The following is a 19,674-nucleotide window of genomic DNA, read 5'->3' on the forward strand; positions in this document are numbered from 1 at the left end:
TGAGGATGAGTGTCAACGACCTGCAACAGGGCGCACCGCCTGCAGCAGGCGGTGCGCCGCGTGATCGGTCAGCAGTTTCGGGTTCAGGGGGTGCCGGGCCAGGCGCTGCTGTTCGCGCAGCCATTTGCCGGTCTGGGCCAGCAGTGCCGCATCCGCCGCCCGGGCCACCGCCGAAATCCGGGATGCCTGTTCAGGATAATAGCGCGGCGGCAGATCATGCGCGGCCAGACTCAGATCCAGCCAGAGACGCTGGAAGCCATCGAGCCACACGGTGGGATCGAGTCCGACCAGGATATCGGCCAGGCGTGCGGACGCGCCACCCTGGGCCGCGAAGTCCAGGAACTGTTCCAGCCAGACCGGCGCGGGAGGCTGCTTGCTCTGGGCCTGCTGCAAGGCCAGCAGCGGCGCACCGCCCGCCGCCGCCAGGTGGGCGGCCGGCTGATCCACACCCTGTGTCTGCAGCCAGCCCAACGCGGCATCCAGCGGCGGTACCGCCAGCGGCAAACGTCGGCAGCGCGATACCAGCGTCGGCAGCAGCCGGTCGGGCGCCTGGGCGGCCAGCAGGAAGACGGTATGGTCCGGCGGTTCCTCCAGCACCTTCAGCAGCGCGTTGGCGGCCATCGTGTTCAGCGCTTCGGCCGGATACAGCAGAGCGACCCGCCAGCCGCCCCGGTGTGTGGCGGTGTTGAACCAAGGCAACAGGCCCCGGATCTGTTCGATGCGGATCTCGCGCGAAGGCTGCTTCTTGTTGCCGGATTCATCCGATTCCTCGGTGGCCGCGCCTTCCTGGGCCGCGACCGCGTCCGGACGGATGCGCCGCAGGTCGGGATGGTTGCCCGCCCGCACCCAGCGGCAGGCCTGGCACTGTCCACAGGCCAGGCCATCCCGGGGAGACTCGCATAGCAGGCTGGCCGCCCCGGCGGCGGCGAATTCCAGCTGGCCGACGCCCGGCACACCATGGATCAGCCAGGCGTGGGCGAAGCGCTCGCGGGATGCGAGCCAGTGTCGCGCCTGGGTGTCCTGCCAGGGCAGAAAATCTGGAGTGTTCATGCCGTCGGCCCCGTCCGGGTTGCGGGCGTCCGGTCATGATGAGCCCGCAGCAGAGCCTGCAAGGCTTCTTCCAGCGTCGCACGGATGTCGGCGATGCCGCGTTGCGCGTCGATCACGTGAAAGCGGGCGGGATCCGCCGCAACCCGCGCATGGTAGGCCTGACGCGTGCGCTCGAAAAATGCCGCGCCTTCGCGCTCGAAGCGGTCGGCGGATTCGCGGCCCTGTTGCAACCGTTGGCGGGCCACCGCCAGCGGCACGTCGAACAGGAAGGTGCAGTCCGGCCCCTGCCCCTGCTGGACCCAGTCTTCCAGGATGCGGATGGGCTCGGGCCCCAGTTCACGTCCCCCACCCTGATAGGCGAAGGATGCATCCGTGTAGCGGTCGCACAGCACCCAGCGGCCCTGATCCAGCGCGGGCCGGATCACGGTGCGCCAATGCTCGTTGCGCGCCGCGAACATCAGCAGGGTTTCGGTACGCAGGTCCATGGACTGGTGCAGGACCAGTTCCCGCAGGCTTTCGCCCAGCGGGGTGCCGCCAGGCTCGCGCGTGCACAGCAGGTCCAGGCCCGCGCGCCGCAGCCAGCCGGCCATCCAGTCCAGGTGCGTGCTCTTGCCGGCTCCGTCCAGGCCTTCGAGGGTGATGAAACAGCCGCGTCGCGTCATGGTTTGCGTGTCGCCTCAGTTGCGCTTCAGGATGTATTTGCCCACCGCGCGATTGTGCGCCGACAGATCCTTCGAAAATTCGCTGGTGCCGTCGCCACGCGACACGAAATACAGGAAATCGTGTTTTTCCGGGTGGATCGCCGCCATCAGCGCCGCCTTGCCGGGATTGGCGATGGGTGTGGGCGGCAGGCCTGGGCGAGTATAGGTGTTCCAGGGCGTGTCCTGCTCCAGGTCTTTCTTGCGCAGGCGTCCCTGGTAGTCCGCACCCAGGCCGTAGATGACAGCCGGGTCGGTCTGCAGGGGCATGCCGATGCGCAGACGGTTGATGAAAACCCCGGCGATCCGGGCGCGATCGCTGCCGTGCCCGGTTTCCTTTTCGATGATCGAGGCCAGGATCAGGGCCTGGTAGGGCGTCGTCAACGGCAGGTCCGCGTCTCGTTGCGCCCAGAGGCGATCGAGCACCTGATGGCCTGCCTGCGCCGCCCGGCGCAGGATGTCCAGGTCCGACGTGCCGGGGCCGAAAACGTAGGTGTCAGGGTAGAACAGGCCTTCGGGCGTGTCGGTGTCCAGACCCAGACGTCTGGCGACAGCCGCATCGTCCATACCCAGTGTGTCGTGGCGCACCTTCGGGTCGGCATTCAGCGCGGCACGCATCTGGTCGAAGGTTCGGCCTTCCGGGAAGGTTAACCGCGTCTGGGTCATGTCGCCATTGGCCATGCGCTCGAGCAGCAGCCAAGGCGTATCGCCGGTACGCGCCTCGTAGGCGCCAGCCTTCAGCAACTTGTCGCGGCCGCTCAGGCGCGCAAGCCAGACGAAACCTTCCGGATCCAGATCGATACCGGCAGCCTGCATGGCCTGCGCGATCTGTCGTGGCGTGCTGCCTGTGTCGATCAGGTAATCGATCACCGGGCTGGTCATGGGAACCGGCCTTTTCCAGCCCCACCAGGCCGCGCCGCCGATGCCGACGGCCAGCAGCGTCAGGCACACGATCAGCAGCCAGAGGGACAATCGTAATAGCTTTTTCATGGACGCCAGTTTACTCGACAGCCCCCCTGTCCTGCGCCTCGGGCGGTATCAACTGGTAGCCAACCGGAACAGGGCGCCGGCCGCGATCCGGCGGGCCTTTCGCCCTCTGGTGCCGGCACCACCCGATATGGACGGCGATGCTGGCGGCGGGCCTGCGGTACCACGGAACCGGCATGCGGGAACAAGGGTTTTGGCTTGGTGCCGGCCGGCGTGGCCGCTATGATGATATGTTTCACACTTCAACGCATCGAATTCGTCATGAGCATCTCCGCCGTCGAAGGACACTGGCCTCTGGCCGATATGGCCCTCATCCACCTGCAAGGGCCGGACGCGATCGGCTTCCTGCATGGCCAGTTGACGAACGCGGTCCAGGGGCTGCCCGCCGATCGGGCGCACCCGGCTGGCTATTGCACCGCTCAGGGTCGGCTGCTGGCCAACGGCATGATCTGGTCGTCCGGGACGGATGCCGTTTGCTTCATGGTGTCGCGGGACCTGGCCGAAGGCGTGTTGCGCCGGCTGCGCCTGTTCGTGCTGCGCGCCAAGGTCACTCTGTCCCTGGACGATTCCCGTGTCATTCATGGGGTCTGGGGGGGCGGCGTGCCCGCCGCCCTGCATACCCTGCCCGCCTGGTCGCGGCGTGATCTGGATGGGGCCACCTGGATCGTGGCGCCCCATTCGACCGTCGACATGCCCGCCGCGTGGCGCATCAGCGCTGTCTCTGATTCCCTAAACGATGCAGCTGGCACGCCGCTGCTGGGTGCGCAGGCGGTTGTCGTGACCGATACTGACGACGAAGCCTGGGCCAACGATAGCGCGGCCGCCTGGCGCGCCGCCCGGCTGGCCAGCGGCTGGCCCTGGATCCGGGCAGCCAGTCAGGACGTCTTTCTGCCCAGCGCACTGGACATGGACATCAACGGCGGTATCGACTTCAAAAAAGGCTGCTATCCGGGGCAGGAAGTGATCGCCCGCAGCCACTACCGGGGCACCGTAAAGCGCCGCATGGCCTATGGCATGGCGCCATGGCCCGCCGACAGGCCTGCGCCAGTAGCCACGGCCGACCTGTACGCCGCCGGTGATACCGCCGGCCGGCCGGTGGGGCGCATCATCGAATCAGCGGTTCACCAGGGGCAACTGCACGTTGCAGCGGAAATCACGCTGACGGACTGGCCGGCCATGCGCTACGCGGTCGGGTCGCCCGACGGGGCCGAACTGGCCATGAATCCGCCGCGCGGTCTGGAACCCGCCTGAAGCCGAGACGACCCAAAATACCGATCTTTTGTGGATCTTCGGGTCTCTGGTCTATCGGGTGTATCTATGCTGCATCAGGATTTGCGCGGCTGGTGATACAGCTTCAGGATGCTGGAGAAATCCAGCTTGCCGTTGCCCTGGGTGCTGTGCAGCGCGTATAGATTGCGTGCCAGCTCGCCCAGCGGCGTCGTCGCCCGCGTCTGCATCGAGGCCTCGGCCGCGAGCCCCAGGTCCTTGAGCATCAGGTCCACACCAAAGCCACCCTCGTAGTCGTGCGAGGCCGGCGCATTGGCCATGACGCCCGGCCACGGGTTGTACAGTTCGGTCGCCCAATTGCGCCCCGAACTTTTGGCGATGATATCCGACAGAGTCTTGGGGTCCAGGCCATTGGCCACGCCCAGTGCCAGCGCCTCGGCGGTGCCCGCCATCTGGATGCCCAGCAGCATGTTGTTGCAGATCTTGGCGACCTGCCCCGCCCCGGCCTCGCCGGCGTGAAAGATGTTCTTGCCCATCACCTGCAGATACGGCATGGCGGCCTGCAGGTCCGCCGTGGCCCCGCCGACGATGAAGGTCAGCGTGCCCGCCGCCGCCCCGGCGGTGCCGCCCGATACCGGCGCGTCCAGCATGGGGATGCCGTGTTCGGCCGCAGCCTTCGAAACCTTGCGGGCGGATTCGGGCGCGATCGTACTGCATTCCAGCACCAGCGTGCCCTTGGCGATGGATTCCAGCAGACCGCCCTTGCCCAGGTACAAGCCTTCGACGTGGCGGCTGGCCGGCAGCATCGTCACCACCAGATCGACGCCCGCCACCGCCTCGGCCGCCGACGACACTGCCGTGGCGCCGGCCTGGATGGCCGCCTTCAGGGCCTCGGGCATCAGGTCAAAGACCTTCAGGGAGTGGCCGGCCTTCAGCAAATTTTGCGCCATCGGGCCGCCCATGTGGCCCAGACCAATGAAACCGATCTTGCTGCTCATTATGTGTCTCCTCGGAAGTGATATTGGAACGATATCGTCATTTCCAGCCCGGTGAATCCACCCCCGGAATTCGGCGGGCAAGCTGTCGTCCGGACTGCATTGGAAATCCCCAGGCTTGCTTCAGGTCCCGAGATCCGCCAGCGGGTGGACCTGTCCGGCCGGCCAGGGTTGCGCGAGAAAGCGCCTCACCCAATCCGGCGAGGCCTGCTCCAGGGTGGCGGGCCGCCAGCGCGGGGATTTGTCCTTGTCGATCAGCAACGCCCGGATGCCTTCACGAAAATCGGGCTCGGCGCAACAATGCAGCGAGGCGATGTATTCCATGCGAAAGACATCGGCCAGAGACTGACGCCGCGCGCGGTTCAGCAGGGTAAAACTGAGTCGTGCCGAACCCGGCGACCCCGCCAGGAAAGTCGTGGCCGCCCGCGCCAGCCAGGGGTCGGCATCGCGCTTCCAGACCGCGATGTCGGCGCCGATCCGCAGGAAATCCGCGCGGCCGCAAGCCTCGCGGATCCGGCTGGCGTGGCGCTGCAGGGGCCCCGGTTCCGGCGCCGCAATCTGAAGGTCATCCAGCACCACATCCACCTGAGCGGCATGGTTGGCCGCCTGGTCGGCCCAGTCCACCGCGCCCAGCGCCACCATCAGCGCGTCAAACCCATCCGCATCGCACATCCGGTCCGCCATCCCGTAATGCAGGCAGTCGGCGGCCCCCAGTTGGGCGCCCGTGAACGCCAGGAACTCGCCGATACCGCGCGGCAAGCGGCTCAACATCCAGGTCCCCGCGACGTCCGGGTACAGGCCGATCGTGACCTCGGGCATGGCAAAGCGGGTCGTCGGCGTCACCAGACGGTGGCTGGCGCCCAGCATCAGCCCGACCCCGCCGCCCATCACGATGCCGCTGCCCCAGCACAGGACTGGTTTCGCGTAACGATGGATCTGGTAATCCAGCCGATATTCGGTTTCAAAGAAGGTCCGGGCCTGCACATTGGCCCAGGCATCGCCCGCCGGGCTATCCAGCATGCTGCGGTAGAGGTTGTGCAGATCGCCACCGGCGCAGAAGGCCTTGTCACCCGCACCGCGCAGCACCACGGCGACGATGCGGTCATCGTCGGCCCAGGCTTGCAGGCGCTCGTCCAGTAGCCGGCACATAGGCAGCGACAGGCCGTTGAGCGTCTGCGGGCTGTTCAGCATCGCCAGCCCGATGCGACGCCCCCGCCCCGAGGGTACTTCCGTGAACAAAACCGGGTCCTGCGCTTGCGGCTCCGGTGTCGTGGCAGGGTTTGAACTCATCGCAGATCGGCTCCCTGGGTCAGGATGTGGCGGGCGACGATCACCCGCATGATTTCATTGGTGCCTTCCAGAATCTGGTGCACCCGCGTGTCGCGCACCAGGCGTTCCAGCGGGTAGTCCTTCAGATAGCCGTAGCCGCCATGGATCTGCTGCGCGTCCAGGCAGGACTGGAAACACAGATCCGTAGCAAAGCGCTTCGCCATGGCGCAGTAGGCGCTGGCCTGTGGGTCGCCCTGGTCCAGTTTGGTCGCCGCCAGGCGCACCATCTGCCGCGAGGCCACGATATTGGCGAGCAGGTCCGCGAGCTTGAACTGCAGTCCTTGAAAGTCGGCCAGTGGCTGGCCGAACTGGCGGCGTTCGCCCATGTAGCGGCGCGCGGCCTCGTAGGCGCCCTGGGCCGCCCCCACCGAGCAGGTGGCGATGTTGATGCGCCCGCCATCCAGGCCCTTCATGGCGAAGCGGAAACCCTCGCCTTCCTCGCCCAGGCGGTTTTCCACCGGCACACGGACATTTTCGAAGGTGATGGGGCGAGTGGACTGGCTGTTCCAGCCCATCTTGTTTTCCTTGCGGCCGTAGGTGATGCCCGCGCTGTCGGCCGGTACGACCAGAGCCGAGATCCCGCGCGCGCCCGCCGCCCCTGTGCGGGCCATGACCACCAGCACGTCGGTATCGCCCGCCCCCGAAATGAAGGCCTTGGCACCGTTCAGGACGTAATGATCGCCCTCGCGACGCGCGCTGGTGGTCAGCGACGCCGCATCCGATCCCGAGCCGGGCTCGGTCAGGCAGTAGGAGGCGAGTTTTTCGCCGCTGGCCAGCAACGGCCCCCAGTGATCGCGGACCGCGGGTTGCGCCCAGGTGCCGATCATCCAGGTGGCCATGTTGTGAATCGTGATGAAGGCCGTGGTCGAGGGATCGACGGCGGACATTTCCTCGAACACCAGCGTGGCATCCAGGCGCGGCAGCCCCAGGCCGCCGATGGATTCCGGCGCATACATCGCGCAGAAGCCGAGTTCACCCGCCTTGGTGAAGGCCTCGCGGGGGAAAATGTGTTCCTCGTCCCAGCGCGCGGCATTGGGGGCCAGTTCCCCCTGGGCAAATTCGCGCGCGGCCAGTGCAAAGGCCTGTTGTTCTTCGCTGAGGCGAAAATCCATGTGTTTGTCTCCGGATTCGTTGTCGTCGCGGTCGCGGGGCGCTTGTGGCGCCGTCCGAGGCAGCCTGGCCTGATCGAGGCCCGCCGCTGCGTTGCTGGCTTACTGTAGCACCTGGCGCCGGCACCCGTTTGAGCGAATTGACCTTAGATCAACCCGCGCGCCCTGGCTGTCAAGCGGACGACAATCACCGGCGGTGCGCAGCCCGCCGACGGCGCGATTCCAGCGGATCGAACACCAGCGGCCGATAGAGCTCCACCCGATCGTTTTCGTGCAGCACGCGCCCTGGGTCACAGCGTTCACCGTATACCCCCATCGCGGGCAAATGATCCGTGAATTCCGGGAATTCCCGTGCGAAACCGCTGAGCGCCACCGCCTGCCCCGCCGTCGTCCCGACCGGCACGTCCAGCGATTGCCGCCAGATGCGGGTCGGCGCCGCGAATGCAACATGGATGCGCATCTCAGCTTTTATAGACCGCGTAGGCGCGCTGCGTGAAGGAATCGATGAAACTGGTCGCGATGCGGTTGAACACCGGCCCGATCACCGCCGACAGCGCCCGGCTGGAAAAGGCATATTCCATGGTGTAGAGCACCTTGCAGCCGTCCTTGCCCAGCGGCTGGAAGGCCCAATACCCCGTCAGGTTGGAAAACGGGCCATCCACCAGATGAAAGACGATCTTGTGCGGATACTCGTGATCGTTGCGCGTGGTGAAGCTTTGCCGGATGCCGGCAAAATGGATCTGCACCGTCGCCTGCATTCCCTGTTCGTTTTTCCACTGCACGTGCGCGCCACCGCACCAGGGCATGAATTCCGGGTACTTCGCGACATCGGCGACCAGATCGAACATCTGTTCGCAGCTGAAGGGAACCAGGACGGAGCGTTGGATGGAGGGCATCTGTGAAACGGGCGGTTACGCTAGAATGTGAGGATTTTATCAGTGCCCGCGCCGCAGGCACGGAAACCCGCCATCCCATCCCGGGAGAATCGGCGGCGCGCCGTCAATCGGGAGCCTATCCCCGATCGATAGGCAGTCCAGGGCAGACAACATGAGTATTGTAGACAACCGCAAAGCCACCCACGACTACTTCATCGAAGAACGCTTCGAGGCCGGCCTGGTCCTGGAAGGCTGGGAGGTCAAGGCGATCCGCGCCGGCCACGTCCAGCTGAAGGAAAGCTACGTCATCGTGCGCGACGGCGAGATCTGGATCCTGGGCATGCACATCAGCCCGCTACCCACCGCGTCCACCCACATCCACCCCAACGCCACCCGCACGCGCAAGCTGCTGCTGAAGGCCGAGGAGATCAGCAAGCTGATCGGCAAGGTCGAACAGCGCGGCTACACCCTGGTGCCCCTGAACCTGCACTACAAGGGTGGCCGCATCAAGCTGGATTTCGGCCTGGGCCGCGGGAAGAAACTGCACGACAAGCGGGACACCCAGCGCGACAAGGACTGGGCGCGGGAAAAAGAGCGGTTGATGAAGCACGATACGAAGCGGGGGTGACGGATCTGAATATCGCGGGAGAAGAAGCACTTCAAGAGTGAGTAGGAAATGGCTGTTAACGGCCATAACCAGCCTCTGGCGACCGTCCGCTATTGGGGAGGCTGGTAACGCCCAGATTTAACGGCGCGCAGCGCGTCCGCTGGAATAAGTTGTTAGGCCAACCTGTTGCATTAGCGGCCTAACCCACCAACAGCGCAAGCAAGCACCCCAGCTACTGCAAGCACCAACGAAAGACGACCACCTATTACTTTGAACTTTCGGTATTTGACGAGGGCCTGCCCAAATTCTTGGGTAGCGAATGTATTTGGTGTCAGCAGCTCGCAGAAATACGAATGCCTACTTTGTGCAAGCAACGCAAAGATTGCCACCATTGCACCGCCTGAAACAATGTATGGCGTGGGCGACGAGCGCCACAGACAGACAAGGACGCCCAACAGGGCCGCGATGGCAATGATCACAGCGCTGCAATTGCCACAACACACGCCCCACCTTGAGTTGTTAGGCGCCACCTTGCGCCCGCTCCCATGATGCCACTTGTCCGGGCCGACGGCAAAACAGTGGGTGGCAAGCCGGAGAATCCGTGCCCTGCAGCTGTGCAAACCTCTCGGGGCTGCGCGTTGCCAGCTTGCGTAGCAAGTGCTGCCACTCAAACTCGACTTGGCCAGAGCTGACCGTAATGGGCTGTGCAACCCGGGCCGGCCCGAGCTTGGATTTGTTGAATGTATAGCCGCGTGCGACAGCCTCGGCATAGACGCCTGCCAAATACGAATTGATGGCGACGCGCGGATGTGCGTGAGCCCAGAACCGCTCAAGTTGCGGATGGTGAAGATACCCACGCGTTTCGCCGCGAAGCACTGCCCTGGCAAGTAACGACTCGCGCCACAAGGCGACCAAACCTTGCGGATCGAGGTACTTGGGATGCAATGACCATAAACGCATTTGTGACGCCTAACTACTGAATATACGAACTCGACGTTCAGTTATACACTTGGCGGCGCATACCCTCGCGGCAGCACCAGGTGTTTGATTCGATGAGAATGCCGCCTCCCCAGGTCCAGCTGTCCAAGGCGAGTATAGCCTGACGTCGATGGTGTGGCGCTTGCGCTACGTTGACGTTTTTTCGACGGCATGCGGAGGCCCAGTGTCCGCTATGCAGCGGTGCGATTCGAGCCGCGAAGGTCCGGTTGGGGTCGCAACCAGCCCCTCACCCCACCCGGAATCCTTCCAGTTCCAGCAACTTCACCTTCCTTCCCAGCCCTCCCCCATACCCGTTCAACGTATGGTTGCTGGCCAGGATTCGGTGGCAGGGAATGATGATGCTGATGGGGTTGCTGCCGACGGCGGTACCCACGGCGCGGCCATAACCAGCCCCCAGGCCCGCTTGCTCGGCTAGTTGGCCGTAGGACAGCGTCGAACCGCAGCGCACCGCCAACAGGGCCTGCCAGACGCGCTTCTGAAAGTCAGTCCCGGGAGGATCCAGTGGAACATCAAATACCTGCCGCGCACCGCGCCAGTATTCGTCCAGTTCCTGCGCGGTGCGGTTCAGTACGGCCAATGCGTCATCCGGCGTGTCATCCTGCAGCATCCGCAGAGATGAAACAATGGATGCCGGCAGCGTGGCAGCGCGAGCCATATCGCCAGCCAGAATCGCATCCATGCCAGGCAGCTGTTCGTCTGCGGCGTCAGGCCGCACTGCCTTGAAGGATCGGATCGGCTTTCCCTTTGCCATGCCGGCAGAGGGATCGGAAATATCGTCGGCTGTGGTATCCATGCCAGGAACGGCCGGACAATCCCGCTGATCGGTGAAATGCAGGCCTGTCAGGCTGTAGGCATCGGCAGTCAGCAGGATGTCGCCCAACGGCGACGGGACAATGGCGTGAAATGACATGGAAGCACCTCAAGATCGGCAACCTGTCGACCAGTGTACCGATCCTGACAAAAAAAACCCCAGCCTTCACAGGCTGGGGTTTCCATTCAGACCTCTGAAGAGCGCCGCAGGCGCCCCCGCGATCAGGCGGCGATCTTGGTGTCCGCCAGGCGCTGCCAGGTATCGACCACTGTGTCCGGGTTCAGCGACATGGACAGGATGCCCTCGTCGCGCAGCCATTCGGCCAGATCGGGGTGATCGCTGGGGCCTTGGCCGCAGATGCCGACGTATTTCCCGGCCTTCAGGCAGGCCTGGATGGCGCGGCGCAGCATGAACAGCACGGCGGGATCGCGTTCGTCGAAGTCGGCGGCCAGCAGTTCCATGCCGGAATCGCGGTCCAGGCCCAGGGTCAACTGGGTCATGTCATTCGAGCCGATGGAGAATCCGTCGAAAAACTGCAGGAATTCATCGGCCAGGATGGCGTTGGATGGGACTTCACACATCATGATCAGGCGCAGGCCGTTTTCCCCACGCGTCAGGCCGTGGGCGGCCAGCAATTCGATGACGCGCTGCGCCTGGCCCAGGGTGCGCACGAACGGCACCATGATCTCGACGTTGGTCAGGCCCATCTCGTCACGCACTTTTTTCAAGGCTTCGCATTCCATCCGGAAGCACTCGGCAAAGTCGTCGGCGATGTAGCGCGACGCGCCCCGGAAGCCCAGCATGGGGTTTTCTTCCTCGGGCTCGTAGCGCGAACCGCCGACCAGTTTGCGGTATTCGTTGGACTTGAAATCCGACAGGCGCACGATGACCGGCTTCGGGTAGAAGGCGGCCCCGATGGTGGCCACGCCTTCGGCCAGTTTTTCGACGAAGAAGGCGCGCGGGCTGGCGTAACCCCGGGCGGCGGATTCAACGGCCTTTTTCAAGTCGCTGTCCACGTTCGGGTAGTCCAGGATCGCCTTGGGGTGGACGTTGATGTTGTTGTTGATGATGAATTCCAGACGCGCCAGCCCCACCCCGCTGTTGGGGATCTGCGAGAAGTCGAACGCCAGCTGGGGATTGCCTACGTTCATCATGACCTTCAGGCCGATGTCGGGCATGTCGCCCCAGCGGACTTCCTCGATTTCGGTCTCGATCAGGCCGTCGTAGATACGACCCTCGTCGCCCTCGGCGCAGGATACGGTGACCTCGCGCCCGTCGGTCAGCACGTCGGTGGCGTCGGCGCAGCCCACGACCGCCGGAATGCCCAGTTCGCGGGCAATGATGGCCGCGTGGCAGGTGCGCCCGCCGCGGTTGGTGACGATGGCCGAGGCCAGCTTCATGACGGGTTCCCAGTTCGGGTCGGTCATGTCGGTGACCAGAATGTCGCCGGGGCGTACCTGGTCCATTTCGGAGGCATCGCCCACGACGCGCACGGTGCCCGAGCCGATCTTCTGGCCGATCGCGCGCCCGGTGACCAGGACTTCGCCGGTGGCCTTCAGGCGGTAGCGTTCCTGCACGTCGTGATGGCTCTGCTGAGACTTCACGGTTTCGGGGCGCGCCTGCAGGATGTAGAGCTTGCCGTCCACGCCGTCGCGGCCCCATTCGATGTCCATGGGGCGCTGGTAGTGGGATTCGATGATGGTGGCGTAGCGGGCCAGTTCGATGATCTCGTCGTCGGTCAGCGAATAGCGGTTGCGCTCGGACGCGGGGACTTCCACGGTGCGCACGGCATGGCCGGAGGCGCGCTGCTCGTCGAATTCCATCTTGATCAGCTTGGAGCCGATGCGCCGGCTGATGATGGGATAGTGCCCGGCTGCCAGCGTGGGCTTGAAGACGTAGAACTCATCAGGGTTGACCGCGCCCTGCACCACCGTTTCGCCCAGGCCGTAGGACGAGGTGATGAAGACGACGTCCTTGAAGCCGGATTCGGTGTCCAGGGTGAACATGACACCCGCACTGCCCTTGTCCGAACGCACCATGCGTTGAATGCCGGCCGACAGAGCGACCTCGGCGTGCGCGTAGCCCTTATGCACCCGGTAGGAGATGGCGCGATCGTTGTACAGGGACGCGAAGACGTGGCGGATTTTTTCCAGCACGTCGTCGATCCCGACTACGTTCAGATAGGTTTCCTGCTGGCCGGCGAACGAAGCGTCGGGCAGGTCTTCGGCGGTCGCGGACGAACGCACGGCAAAGGAGCCCTTGCCGTCGGCGTCCAGTTGCGCGAAGGCATCCCGGATTGCCTTTTCGAATGCGGCCGGAAACGGCGTGTCGATCACCCACTGGCGGATTTCGGCACCTGCGGACACCAGTTCGCGCACGTCGTCGGCGTTCAGGGCGTCGAGGCGCGCGTTGATGCGGGCATCCAGGCCCGTGGATTTCAGGAAATCGCGGAAGGCATCGGCAGTGGTCGCAAAGCCGCCCGGCACGCGGACGCCGGCACCGGCCAGCTGGCTGATCATTTCGCCTAGAGAAGCGTTCTTGCCTCCTACCGAGTCCACGTCCGACATGCGGAGCTGCTCGAACGATACAACATACGACATGGTGTCACCTTTGAGATAGAAAAAGCGTGTTTGCCCGACGTACGCCGCATCGTGAAACCCGATGAATCACAACCAGCCCGATCGCTACGGCACCTGGATTGGTGCTGTGCAGCAACGGGCGGTCGGCATGCGTCCGGCAAACCAGCCTTGCCTGTCGATCAGGTGACTGGTAACCTTCGCGGATTGTACCGTTTCTGACGCCAGCTGGCTCAAAATCCATGACCGACCCCGCAATCGAACGACCCGTATTCATCGTCTCGGACAGCACGGGGATTACCGCCGAGACCTTCAGCCACGCGGTGCTCTCCCAATTCGAGGAAATCCCCTTCCAGGCTATCCGCCTGCCCTTCATCGACTCGGTCGAAAAGGCCAACGCGGCGGCGCGGCGCATCACCCAGCGGGCCGAACTGGGCGGGCCGCCTCCGTTGGTGTTCAGTACGCTCGTCGACCCGGAAATCGCCGACCGCATCCGCGAGTCGCCCTGCATCTTTCTGGACCTGTTCGGCGCCTTCGTGCAGCATCTGGAAGGCGTCCTGGGGGTCAAATCCAACCGTTCGGTGGGCCGGTCCCACACCAATGGGCTGAGCAAACAGTACAACAACCGCATCGAGGCCATCAATTTCAGCCTGGCTCACGACGACGGGCAGTACATCCAGGGGCTGGAACAGGCCGACGTGATCCTGGTCGGGGTCTCGCGCTGCGGCAAAACCCCCACCAGCCTGTATCTGGCCATGCAGTATGCCGTCAAGGCGGCGAACTACCCGCTGATCCCCGAGGACTTCGACCGGGGCGCGCTACCGGCCACGCTGCTGCCCTACCGACGCAAGCTCTTTGGCCTGTCGATCCAGCCGGAACGGCTGGCCGAGGTGCGCAATGAACGTCGCCCGAACAGCACCTACGCGTCCCTGAAGCAGTGCCGCCAGGAAATCGCCGACTCCGAGCGGCTGATGCGCATGGAAAACATCCCCTGGCTGTCGACCACGACGCGTTCGATCGAGGAAATCTCCACGAAGATCCTGGACGAGGTCGGGCTGGACCGGATGAGCTACTGAGGGCCGGATGAACTGCTGAAGGCAGGATCCACAACCGTCGGCCGGGCCATCCGCCGGATTCAACTGGCCTGCTGTCGCCGCTGCTCGAACAGGCAGATCGCGGCGGCCGCTGCGACATTGAGAGATTCCACACCCGCCGATTGCGGGATGTGCACCCGCCAGTCTGCCTGATCCAGCAGTTCGGGTGCCACGCCACGCCCCTCGTTGCCGAACAGCCAGGCACAGGGTCCGCGCAGATCCTGTTCATAGACCGACCGTGCCTGCTCCAGCGTGGTGGCCGCCAGCGGCACGGCCAGGCGTTCGTGCAGCGCCAACAGATCGACCCCTTCATGGATCCGCAGTGCAAAATGCGCCCCCTGGCCGCTACGCAACACTTTGGATGACCAGGCGGCCGCGCAGCCCGGCGACAGAAATGCCTGTGTCAGCCCTGCCGCCGCCGCAGTGCGCAACAGGGTGCCCAGATTGCCCGGATCCTGTACCCGATCCAGGCACAAACAGCCGTCGGCGACCTGATCCGGCAAGGCAAAGTGCGGCGTCTCGACCAGGAAGAACACGGCGGGCCCGTGTTCCACCTGCGACAATAGATGGGCCAGACGATCCTCCAGCACCACGCGCCGCGCCGACTCGCACGCTTGCCACAGCGGCTTGATCCAGCCGGGCGACTGCGCCTGTACGGCTTCTCCCACGATCAGCGCCAGCGGCGGCCCCATGTGCTCCATCCAGGCGCGGCACAGATGCTCGCCTTCCAGGATGACCCGGGTCTCACGCCGGCCGGACCGGCCCTGAGCCAGCCGCAGCCAGAGCCGGTAGTCGGGATTGTCGCGCGAAGCAATGTGACGAACGGGGGCGGACGATGTCATGACGGCGGAAGCGGCCTGGATCGAGGTTGTGATCAATCGGTGCGGTGTGCTGACGTGAAGTCCGCGGCATCCTCGGGCAACAGTTTGCGCACGGGGGCGAAGCTGCGCCGATGCGCGGGACACGGGCCGAATTCAGCCAGCCGGGCCAAGTGCAGCGCCGTGCCGTAGCCCTTGTGCTGGTCGAAGGCGTATTGTGGATATTGCGCGTGCAGCGTCAGGCAGCAGGCATCCCGTGCGGTCTTGGCCAGGATCGACGCGGCGGAAATCGCCGGCACCAGGGCATCACCGCCCACCACCGCGCGCGCCGGCGCCGGCAGGCCGGTCGGCAGGCGGTTGCCGTCAACCAGGATTAGCTGCGGCGCGTGCGACAAGGCCAGGCAGGCCTGGCGCATGGCCAGCAGCGTCGCCTGCAGGATGTTCAGGCGGTCGATGTCCTGGACGTCGACCTGGGCGATCGCCCAGGCGAGAGCCTGAGCGCGAATTTGTTCGGCCAGCTGCTCGCGCCGCTTCGGGCTGAGCTTTTTCGAGTCGTCCAGCCCATCGATGGGCCGATCAGGATCCAGGATCACGGCGGCGGCGAACACCGGCCCGGCCAGCGGCCCGCGCCCGGCCTCGTCCACGCCCGCCATCCATGACGGGCGGCTGTGCAGCGCACCAGAATCGCCTGCCGGCCCCCCGCCGGTGTCCGGTCCGAACAGATCGGGCTGTTCGAACAGATCGGTCTGTTCGAGCGAAGAAGACCGCCTTGACCGATCAGATCGCGTGGCCATGGCAGACGTCCAGAATGGCCTGCGCCGCCAGGCCCGGGGTATCCCGGCGTAATGTGCCGTGCAGCGCGGTGAAGCGATCCGAGATGCGCATGCCCAGCGCGGTGTCGGTCAGCGCCGTCCAGGTGTGTTCGGCCAGGGCCTCTGGCGTGGCGGCTTCTTGCAGCAGTTCGGGCACGACGAAATCGCGTTCCAGGATGTTCGGCAGGCCGACCCAGGGCAGGCTGGGCGCGGTCTGGCCGGATTTCCAGGCCATGAGGCGCCGCATCCACGGGGTGATGACGTAGGAAATCACCAGCGGCCGCTTGAACAGGGCGGCCTCCAGCGTGGCGGTGCCGCTGGCGACGAGCACGGCGTCGGCCGCCTCCATCGCGTGCCAGGCAACTGGCCATTCGCGCGTGTCCAGGCCGTCCGCCCGGCGTGCGGCCCCATCCTGCCCGCCGACAGCGGTCATATCCAGCACGCGGCAGTCCGGCACGGGATGCTGCGCCAGGATGCCGTCGAACTGCGCCCGGCGCCGGGCATTGACCACCGGCACGACGATCTGCAGGCCCGGGTCCTGGCGGCGTAAAAGCTGCGCGGCCTGCAGGAAACGCGGCGCCAGCAGACGCAGTTCGGATTCCCGGCTGCCGGGCATCAACGCCAGCACACGACGGGCGGGATCCAGCCCCAGCAAGGATCGGGCGGCCTGGCGGTCGGGGTGTTCGGGGATCAGTTCCGCCAGCGGATGGCCGACGTAGGTCACCGGGACACCCTGTTCGCGGTAGAGATCAACCTCGAAGGGGAACAGCACCAGCATATGCGAAACGGCGCGCCGGATCTGGTGGATGCGCTCGAAGCGCCAAGCCCAGATTGAAGGGCCCACGAAATGCACGGTGGGGATGCCGGCCGCGCGCACCTTTTCTTCCAGGCGCAGATTGAAGTCTGGCGCATCGACGCCGATAAAGACGTCGGGACGCTGTGCCAGCACCCGGCGCCGGGTGTCGTACCAGGTGCGTACCAGCCGTGGCGCCTGCCGCAGGGCATCCACATAGCCGAACACGGACAGCGCATCCATCGGGTGCCAGGCCTGAAAACCGGCGCGCGCCATGGCAGGCCCCCCGATACCCATCGTCTGTGCGGCCGGATCCCGCGCCAGCAGGCCCCGGATCATGCGGGCGGCCAGCAGATCCCCGGACGGCTCGCCGGCCACGATGGACGCGCGAATCCCGCCCCCGGATGACAGCGGGCCAGCTGCCCGATCCATCGTCATCGAAAGCCCCGGAGGTGCCCTGGCCTTGCGGCCGAGGGGCACCGAGCCGATGCTGCGTTCATGGACGCGCGATGCCCCGGGTGGAGGCGCGCAGGAAGTCGATCAGGGTTTGCACGACGGGGGCCTCGGACGGATGGGCCTGCTGAAGATCAACCAGGGCGTCGGCCGCCTGCTCGATGTTGAACTGGCGCCGATACAGGGTCTTGTAGGCTTCTTTCAGCACCTGGATGTCGTCCGGCGTAAAGCCGCGTCGGCCCAAGCCTTCGGAGTTGATGCCGACCGGCCGGAAAGAATCGCCCGCGCCGATCATGTAGGGCGGCACGTCCTGGCGCACCGAACTGGTGCCACCGATCATCGCATGCGCGCCGATGCGTACGAACTGGTGCACAGCGGATAATCCGCCGATGATGGCCCAGTCGCCGATGTGGATGTGACCGCCCAGCTGCACGCTGTTGGCGATCACGATGTGGCTTCCCAGCTGGCAATCATGCGCGATGTGGACGTACGTCATGATCCAGTTGTCGTCGCCCAGGCGGGTGGTCCCCACGTCCTGGACCGTGCCGATGTTGATCGTGACGTGTTCGCGGAAGGTGTTGCCGGCGCCGATCTCCAGCGCGGTGGGCTCACCCTGGTATTTTTTGTCCTGAGGAATGCCGCCGATCGAGCAAAACCGATAGAAGTGGTTGTTCGGGCCGATGGTGGTGTGCCCGTCGATGACGCAATGCGGCCCGACGCGCGTGCCGGCACCGATGCGGACGTGTTCGCCGATGATGCTGTAGGGGCCGACACTGACATCGTCACCCAGCACCGCGCCCGGCGCGACGATGGCCGTTGGATGAATCCGCGCCGTCGTCATGCTTCGTCCAGGACGCGCACCGCACACATGATCTTGGCCTCGGCGGCGATCTGGTCGCCGACTTTGGCGACGGCCGTGTACTTGCAGATCGAGCGGCTGAGCTTGTCGGCCGAGACTTCCATGCGCAACTGGTCCCCCGGCACGACCGGGCGGCGAAAGCGCGCGCCGTCCACGCCGACCAGATAATAGGCGACCTTGGTGCTGGCCAGGTTCGGGGCCCCCGCGTCGGCGAACGAAAACAAAGCTGCCGCCTGGGCAAGGGCCTCGATGATGAGCACGCCGGGCATCACCGGGTGGTGCGCGAAATGTCCCTGAAAGAACGGTTCGTTGTAAGTGACATTTTTGATGGCGACGATGCTCTTGCCCGGGTCCATCTCCAGGACGCGGTCCACGAGCAGCATAGGCTGCCGATGCGGCAGCCGCTCCATGATGTCTTTAATGTCGAGTTCCATTATTCTCTGTCCTGCTTGTTGTTCGCGGACTGCCTGGCGATCCCGGTAGCCGCTTGTCGTTCGGCGGACCGCACGCGCTTGCGTAATTGCGCCAGCTGGCCGATCACCGCCGCATTATGTTGCCAGGCGGCATGTTCAGCCACCGGGAATACCCCGGTATAGCGCCCTGGCTTGAGGATGTCGGATGTGACCGCCGTCCCGCCGGAAATGTGCACGTCGTCGCCCAGCGTCAGATGGCCGCCGAACATGGCCGCCCCCCCGATCACGCAGCGCTGGCCCATCGTGGTGGACCCAGCCACCCCTACACAGGCCGCCATCGCCGTGTGATCCCCGATACGGCAATTATGGCCGATCATGATCTGGTTATCGAGCTTCACGCCGTTACCCAGCACCGTGTCCTCGACCGCGCCCCGATCGACCGTGGTATTGGCGCCGATCTCGACGTCATCACCAATACGAACGCCCCCCAGCTGGGCGATCTTGGCCCAAGCCCCCGGGGTGCGCGGATCGGGCGCAAACCCGAAACCATCGGCGCCCAGCACCACACCGGAATGCAGAATGGCGCGCGCGCCCACGGACACCCCGTGATAGAGCGTGACCTGCGCATGCAGCAGACTGTCAGGCCCGATCGAGCAATCCGGACCGATCACGCAGCCGGCCCCGATCCGGGTACCGGCCCCGATCCGGGTGCCGGCCTCGATCACGGCCAGCGGCCCGATATGGACGCCGTCTTCCAGGACGGCAGTCAGTGCAATGATGGCGCTGGGGTGGATGCCCTGCGGCAGGCCGGCCACGCGGTGGCGGTCGAACCACTGGGCGAGCAGCGCATACATGAGATACGGCTGCGGGCACAACACAGCGGCCCAGGCGGGCGCCTGGGAGTGGCTGTCCTGGAAGGACGCCCAGTCTTCCGGACGCAGGATGACCGCGGCGGCGCGGCAGTCATCCAGCTGCGAGTGCAGTCGCGGATTGGAGAGAAAGCTGATCTCGGTGGGCCCCGCCGTGTTCAGCGAGCCGAGCCCCGCGATGCGCAGAGTGTCTGCGGCCGCGGTGCCGGTGATCCTGCACCCCAGCCCGACCGAGTCGGCTGCCTGCAACAGGTGCGGCAAGACTGGAGCCCGATCGGGCGCGAGCAGCACCGGCATCTG

20 protein-coding genes are annotated in these 19,674 nt (G+C 65.2%); 3 read left to right on the plus strand and 17 right to left on the minus strand.

Annotated features, from left to right (window positions below; genetic code table 11):
- Nucleotides 1-12: 12 nt before the first annotated feature.
- Genes holB through mltG form a run of 3 tightly spaced genes read right to left on the minus strand, consistent with a single transcriptional unit; the run spans nt 13 to nt 2,738 of the window.
- Complete coding sequence (gene holB / locus ABCV34_RS03965) at nt 13-1,050, minus strand: DNA polymerase III subunit delta' (protein ID WP_345797926.1); 1,038 nt, start codon at nt 1,048-1,050, stop codon at nt 13-15.
- On the minus strand, nt 1,047-1,712 hold the full coding sequence (gene tmk, locus ABCV34_RS03970) for a dTMP kinase (RefSeq protein WP_345797927.1): 666 nt from the start codon (nt 1,710-1,712) through the stop codon (nt 1,047-1,049). Before tmk ends, holB begins: the two co-directional genes overlap by 4 nt.
- A 15-nt stretch (nt 1,713-1,727) precedes the next feature.
- Complete coding sequence (mltG, locus tag ABCV34_RS03975; protein ID WP_345797928.1) at nt 1,728-2,738, minus strand: endolytic transglycosylase MltG; 1,011 nt, start codon at nt 2,736-2,738, stop codon at nt 1,728-1,730.
- Between the two features lie 258 nt (nt 2,739-2,996).
- Here mltG and ABCV34_RS03980 point away from each other — a divergent pair, with 258 nt between their 5' ends.
- On the plus strand, nt 2,997-3,986 hold the full coding sequence (locus tag ABCV34_RS03980) for a folate-binding protein (protein WP_345797929.1): 990 nt from the start codon (nt 2,997-2,999) through the stop codon (nt 3,984-3,986).
- Nucleotides 3,987-4,060: 74 nt separating this feature from the next.
- On the opposite strand, the gene mmsB is transcribed toward ABCV34_RS03980, so the two are convergent.
- The 5 genes from mmsB to ABCV34_RS04005 form a co-directional block, all read right to left on the minus strand.
- Nucleotides 4,061-4,960 carry a 3-hydroxyisobutyrate dehydrogenase gene (gene mmsB / locus ABCV34_RS03985; RefSeq protein ID WP_345797930.1) on the minus strand — a complete coding sequence of 300 codons (900 nt, stop codon included), beginning with the start codon at nt 4,958-4,960 and terminating at the stop codon, nt 4,061-4,063.
- 120 nt (nt 4,961-5,080) lie between these two features.
- Entirely contained in the window at nt 5,081-6,247 is a 1,167-nt protein-coding gene (locus tag ABCV34_RS03990) for an enoyl-CoA hydratase/isomerase family protein (RefSeq protein ID WP_345797931.1), read from the minus strand.
- Entirely contained in the window at nt 6,244-7,398 is a 1,155-nt protein-coding gene (locus tag ABCV34_RS03995; RefSeq protein ID WP_345797932.1) for an acyl-CoA dehydrogenase family protein, read from the minus strand. The genes ABCV34_RS03990 and ABCV34_RS03995 overlap by 4 nt, the downstream gene beginning before the upstream one ends.
- A gap of 184 nt (nt 7,399-7,582) precedes the next feature.
- Complete coding sequence (locus ABCV34_RS04000; protein ID WP_345797933.1) at nt 7,583-7,855, minus strand: RnfH family protein; 273 nt, start codon at nt 7,853-7,855, stop codon at nt 7,583-7,585.
- A 1-nt stretch (nt 7,856) separates the two neighbouring features.
- A complete protein-coding gene (locus ABCV34_RS04005) occupies nt 7,857-8,291 on the minus strand; it encodes a type II toxin-antitoxin system RatA family toxin (protein ID WP_345797934.1) in 435 nt (144 codons plus the stop codon).
- A gap of 124 nt (nt 8,292-8,415) precedes the next feature.
- Here ABCV34_RS04005 and smpB point away from each other — a divergent pair, with 124 nt between their 5' ends.
- The gene (smpB, locus tag ABCV34_RS04010) at nt 8,416-8,898 is read left to right on the plus strand and encodes an SsrA-binding protein SmpB (protein WP_345798696.1); all 483 of its coding nucleotides are present in this window, start codon (nt 8,416-8,418) and stop codon (nt 8,896-8,898) included.
- Between the two features lie 498 nt (nt 8,899-9,396).
- On the opposite strand, the gene ABCV34_RS04015 is transcribed toward smpB, so the two are convergent.
- The 3 genes from ABCV34_RS04015 to ppsA form a co-directional block, all read right to left on the minus strand.
- Nucleotides 9,397-9,837: a pyrimidine dimer DNA glycosylase/endonuclease V gene (locus ABCV34_RS04015; RefSeq protein ID WP_345797935.1), complete on the minus strand. Its 441-nt coding sequence runs from the start codon at nt 9,835-9,837 to the stop codon at nt 9,397-9,399.
- A 265-nt stretch (nt 9,838-10,102) separates the two neighbouring features.
- Nucleotides 10,103-10,786, minus strand: coding sequence for a methylated-DNA--[protein]-cysteine S-methyltransferase (locus ABCV34_RS04020; protein ID WP_345797936.1), 684 nt, complete (start codon nt 10,784-10,786; stop codon nt 10,103-10,105).
- Between the two features lie 122 nt (nt 10,787-10,908).
- A complete protein-coding gene (gene ppsA, locus ABCV34_RS04025; RefSeq protein ID WP_345797937.1) occupies nt 10,909-13,287 on the minus strand; it encodes a phosphoenolpyruvate synthase in 2,379 nt (792 codons plus the stop codon).
- Nucleotides 13,288-13,505: 218 nt separating this feature from the next.
- On the opposite strand from ppsA, the gene ABCV34_RS04030 reads away from it, so the two are divergent.
- Complete coding sequence (locus ABCV34_RS04030; protein ID WP_345797938.1) at nt 13,506-14,339, plus strand: pyruvate, water dikinase regulatory protein; 834 nt, start codon at nt 13,506-13,508, stop codon at nt 14,337-14,339.
- Nucleotides 14,340-14,398: 59 nt separating this feature from the next.
- On the opposite strand, the gene ABCV34_RS04035 is transcribed toward ABCV34_RS04030, so the two are convergent.
- The 6 genes from ABCV34_RS04035 to lpxD form a co-directional block, all read right to left on the minus strand.
- A complete protein-coding gene (locus ABCV34_RS04035; protein WP_345798697.1) occupies nt 14,399-15,199 on the minus strand; it encodes an RNA methyltransferase in 801 nt (266 codons plus the stop codon).
- Nucleotides 15,200-15,231: 32 nt separating this feature from the next.
- Nucleotides 15,232-15,828, minus strand: a complete 597-nt coding sequence (gene rnhB / locus ABCV34_RS04040; protein WP_345798698.1) for a ribonuclease HII — start codon at nt 15,826-15,828, stop codon at nt 15,232-15,234.
- A 124-nt stretch (nt 15,829-15,952) separates the two neighbouring features.
- Nucleotides 15,953-17,212: a lipid-A-disaccharide synthase gene (lpxB, locus tag ABCV34_RS04045; protein WP_345798699.1), complete on the minus strand. Its 1,260-nt coding sequence runs from the start codon at nt 17,210-17,212 to the stop codon at nt 15,953-15,955.
- A gap of 64 nt (nt 17,213-17,276) precedes the next feature.
- Entirely contained in the window at nt 17,277-18,074 is a 798-nt protein-coding gene (lpxA, locus tag ABCV34_RS04050; RefSeq protein ID WP_345797939.1) for an acyl-ACP--UDP-N-acetylglucosamine O-acyltransferase, read from the minus strand.
- Complete coding sequence (gene fabZ, locus ABCV34_RS04055; protein WP_345797940.1) at nt 18,071-18,526, minus strand: 3-hydroxyacyl-ACP dehydratase FabZ; 456 nt, start codon at nt 18,524-18,526, stop codon at nt 18,071-18,073. The genes lpxA and fabZ overlap by 4 nt, the downstream gene beginning before the upstream one ends.
- Nucleotides 18,526-19,671, minus strand: a complete 1,146-nt coding sequence (gene lpxD / locus ABCV34_RS04060; protein ID WP_345797941.1) for a UDP-3-O-(3-hydroxymyristoyl)glucosamine N-acyltransferase — start codon at nt 19,669-19,671, stop codon at nt 18,526-18,528. The genes fabZ and lpxD overlap by 1 nt, the downstream gene beginning before the upstream one ends.
- Between the last annotated feature and the right edge of the window lie 3 nt (nt 19,672-19,674).

It is taken from the genome of Castellaniella sp. MT123 (assembly GCF_039614765.1).
In the GTDB taxonomy this organism is placed as follows: Bacteria; Pseudomonadota; Gammaproteobacteria; order Burkholderiales; family Burkholderiaceae_B; genus Castellaniella.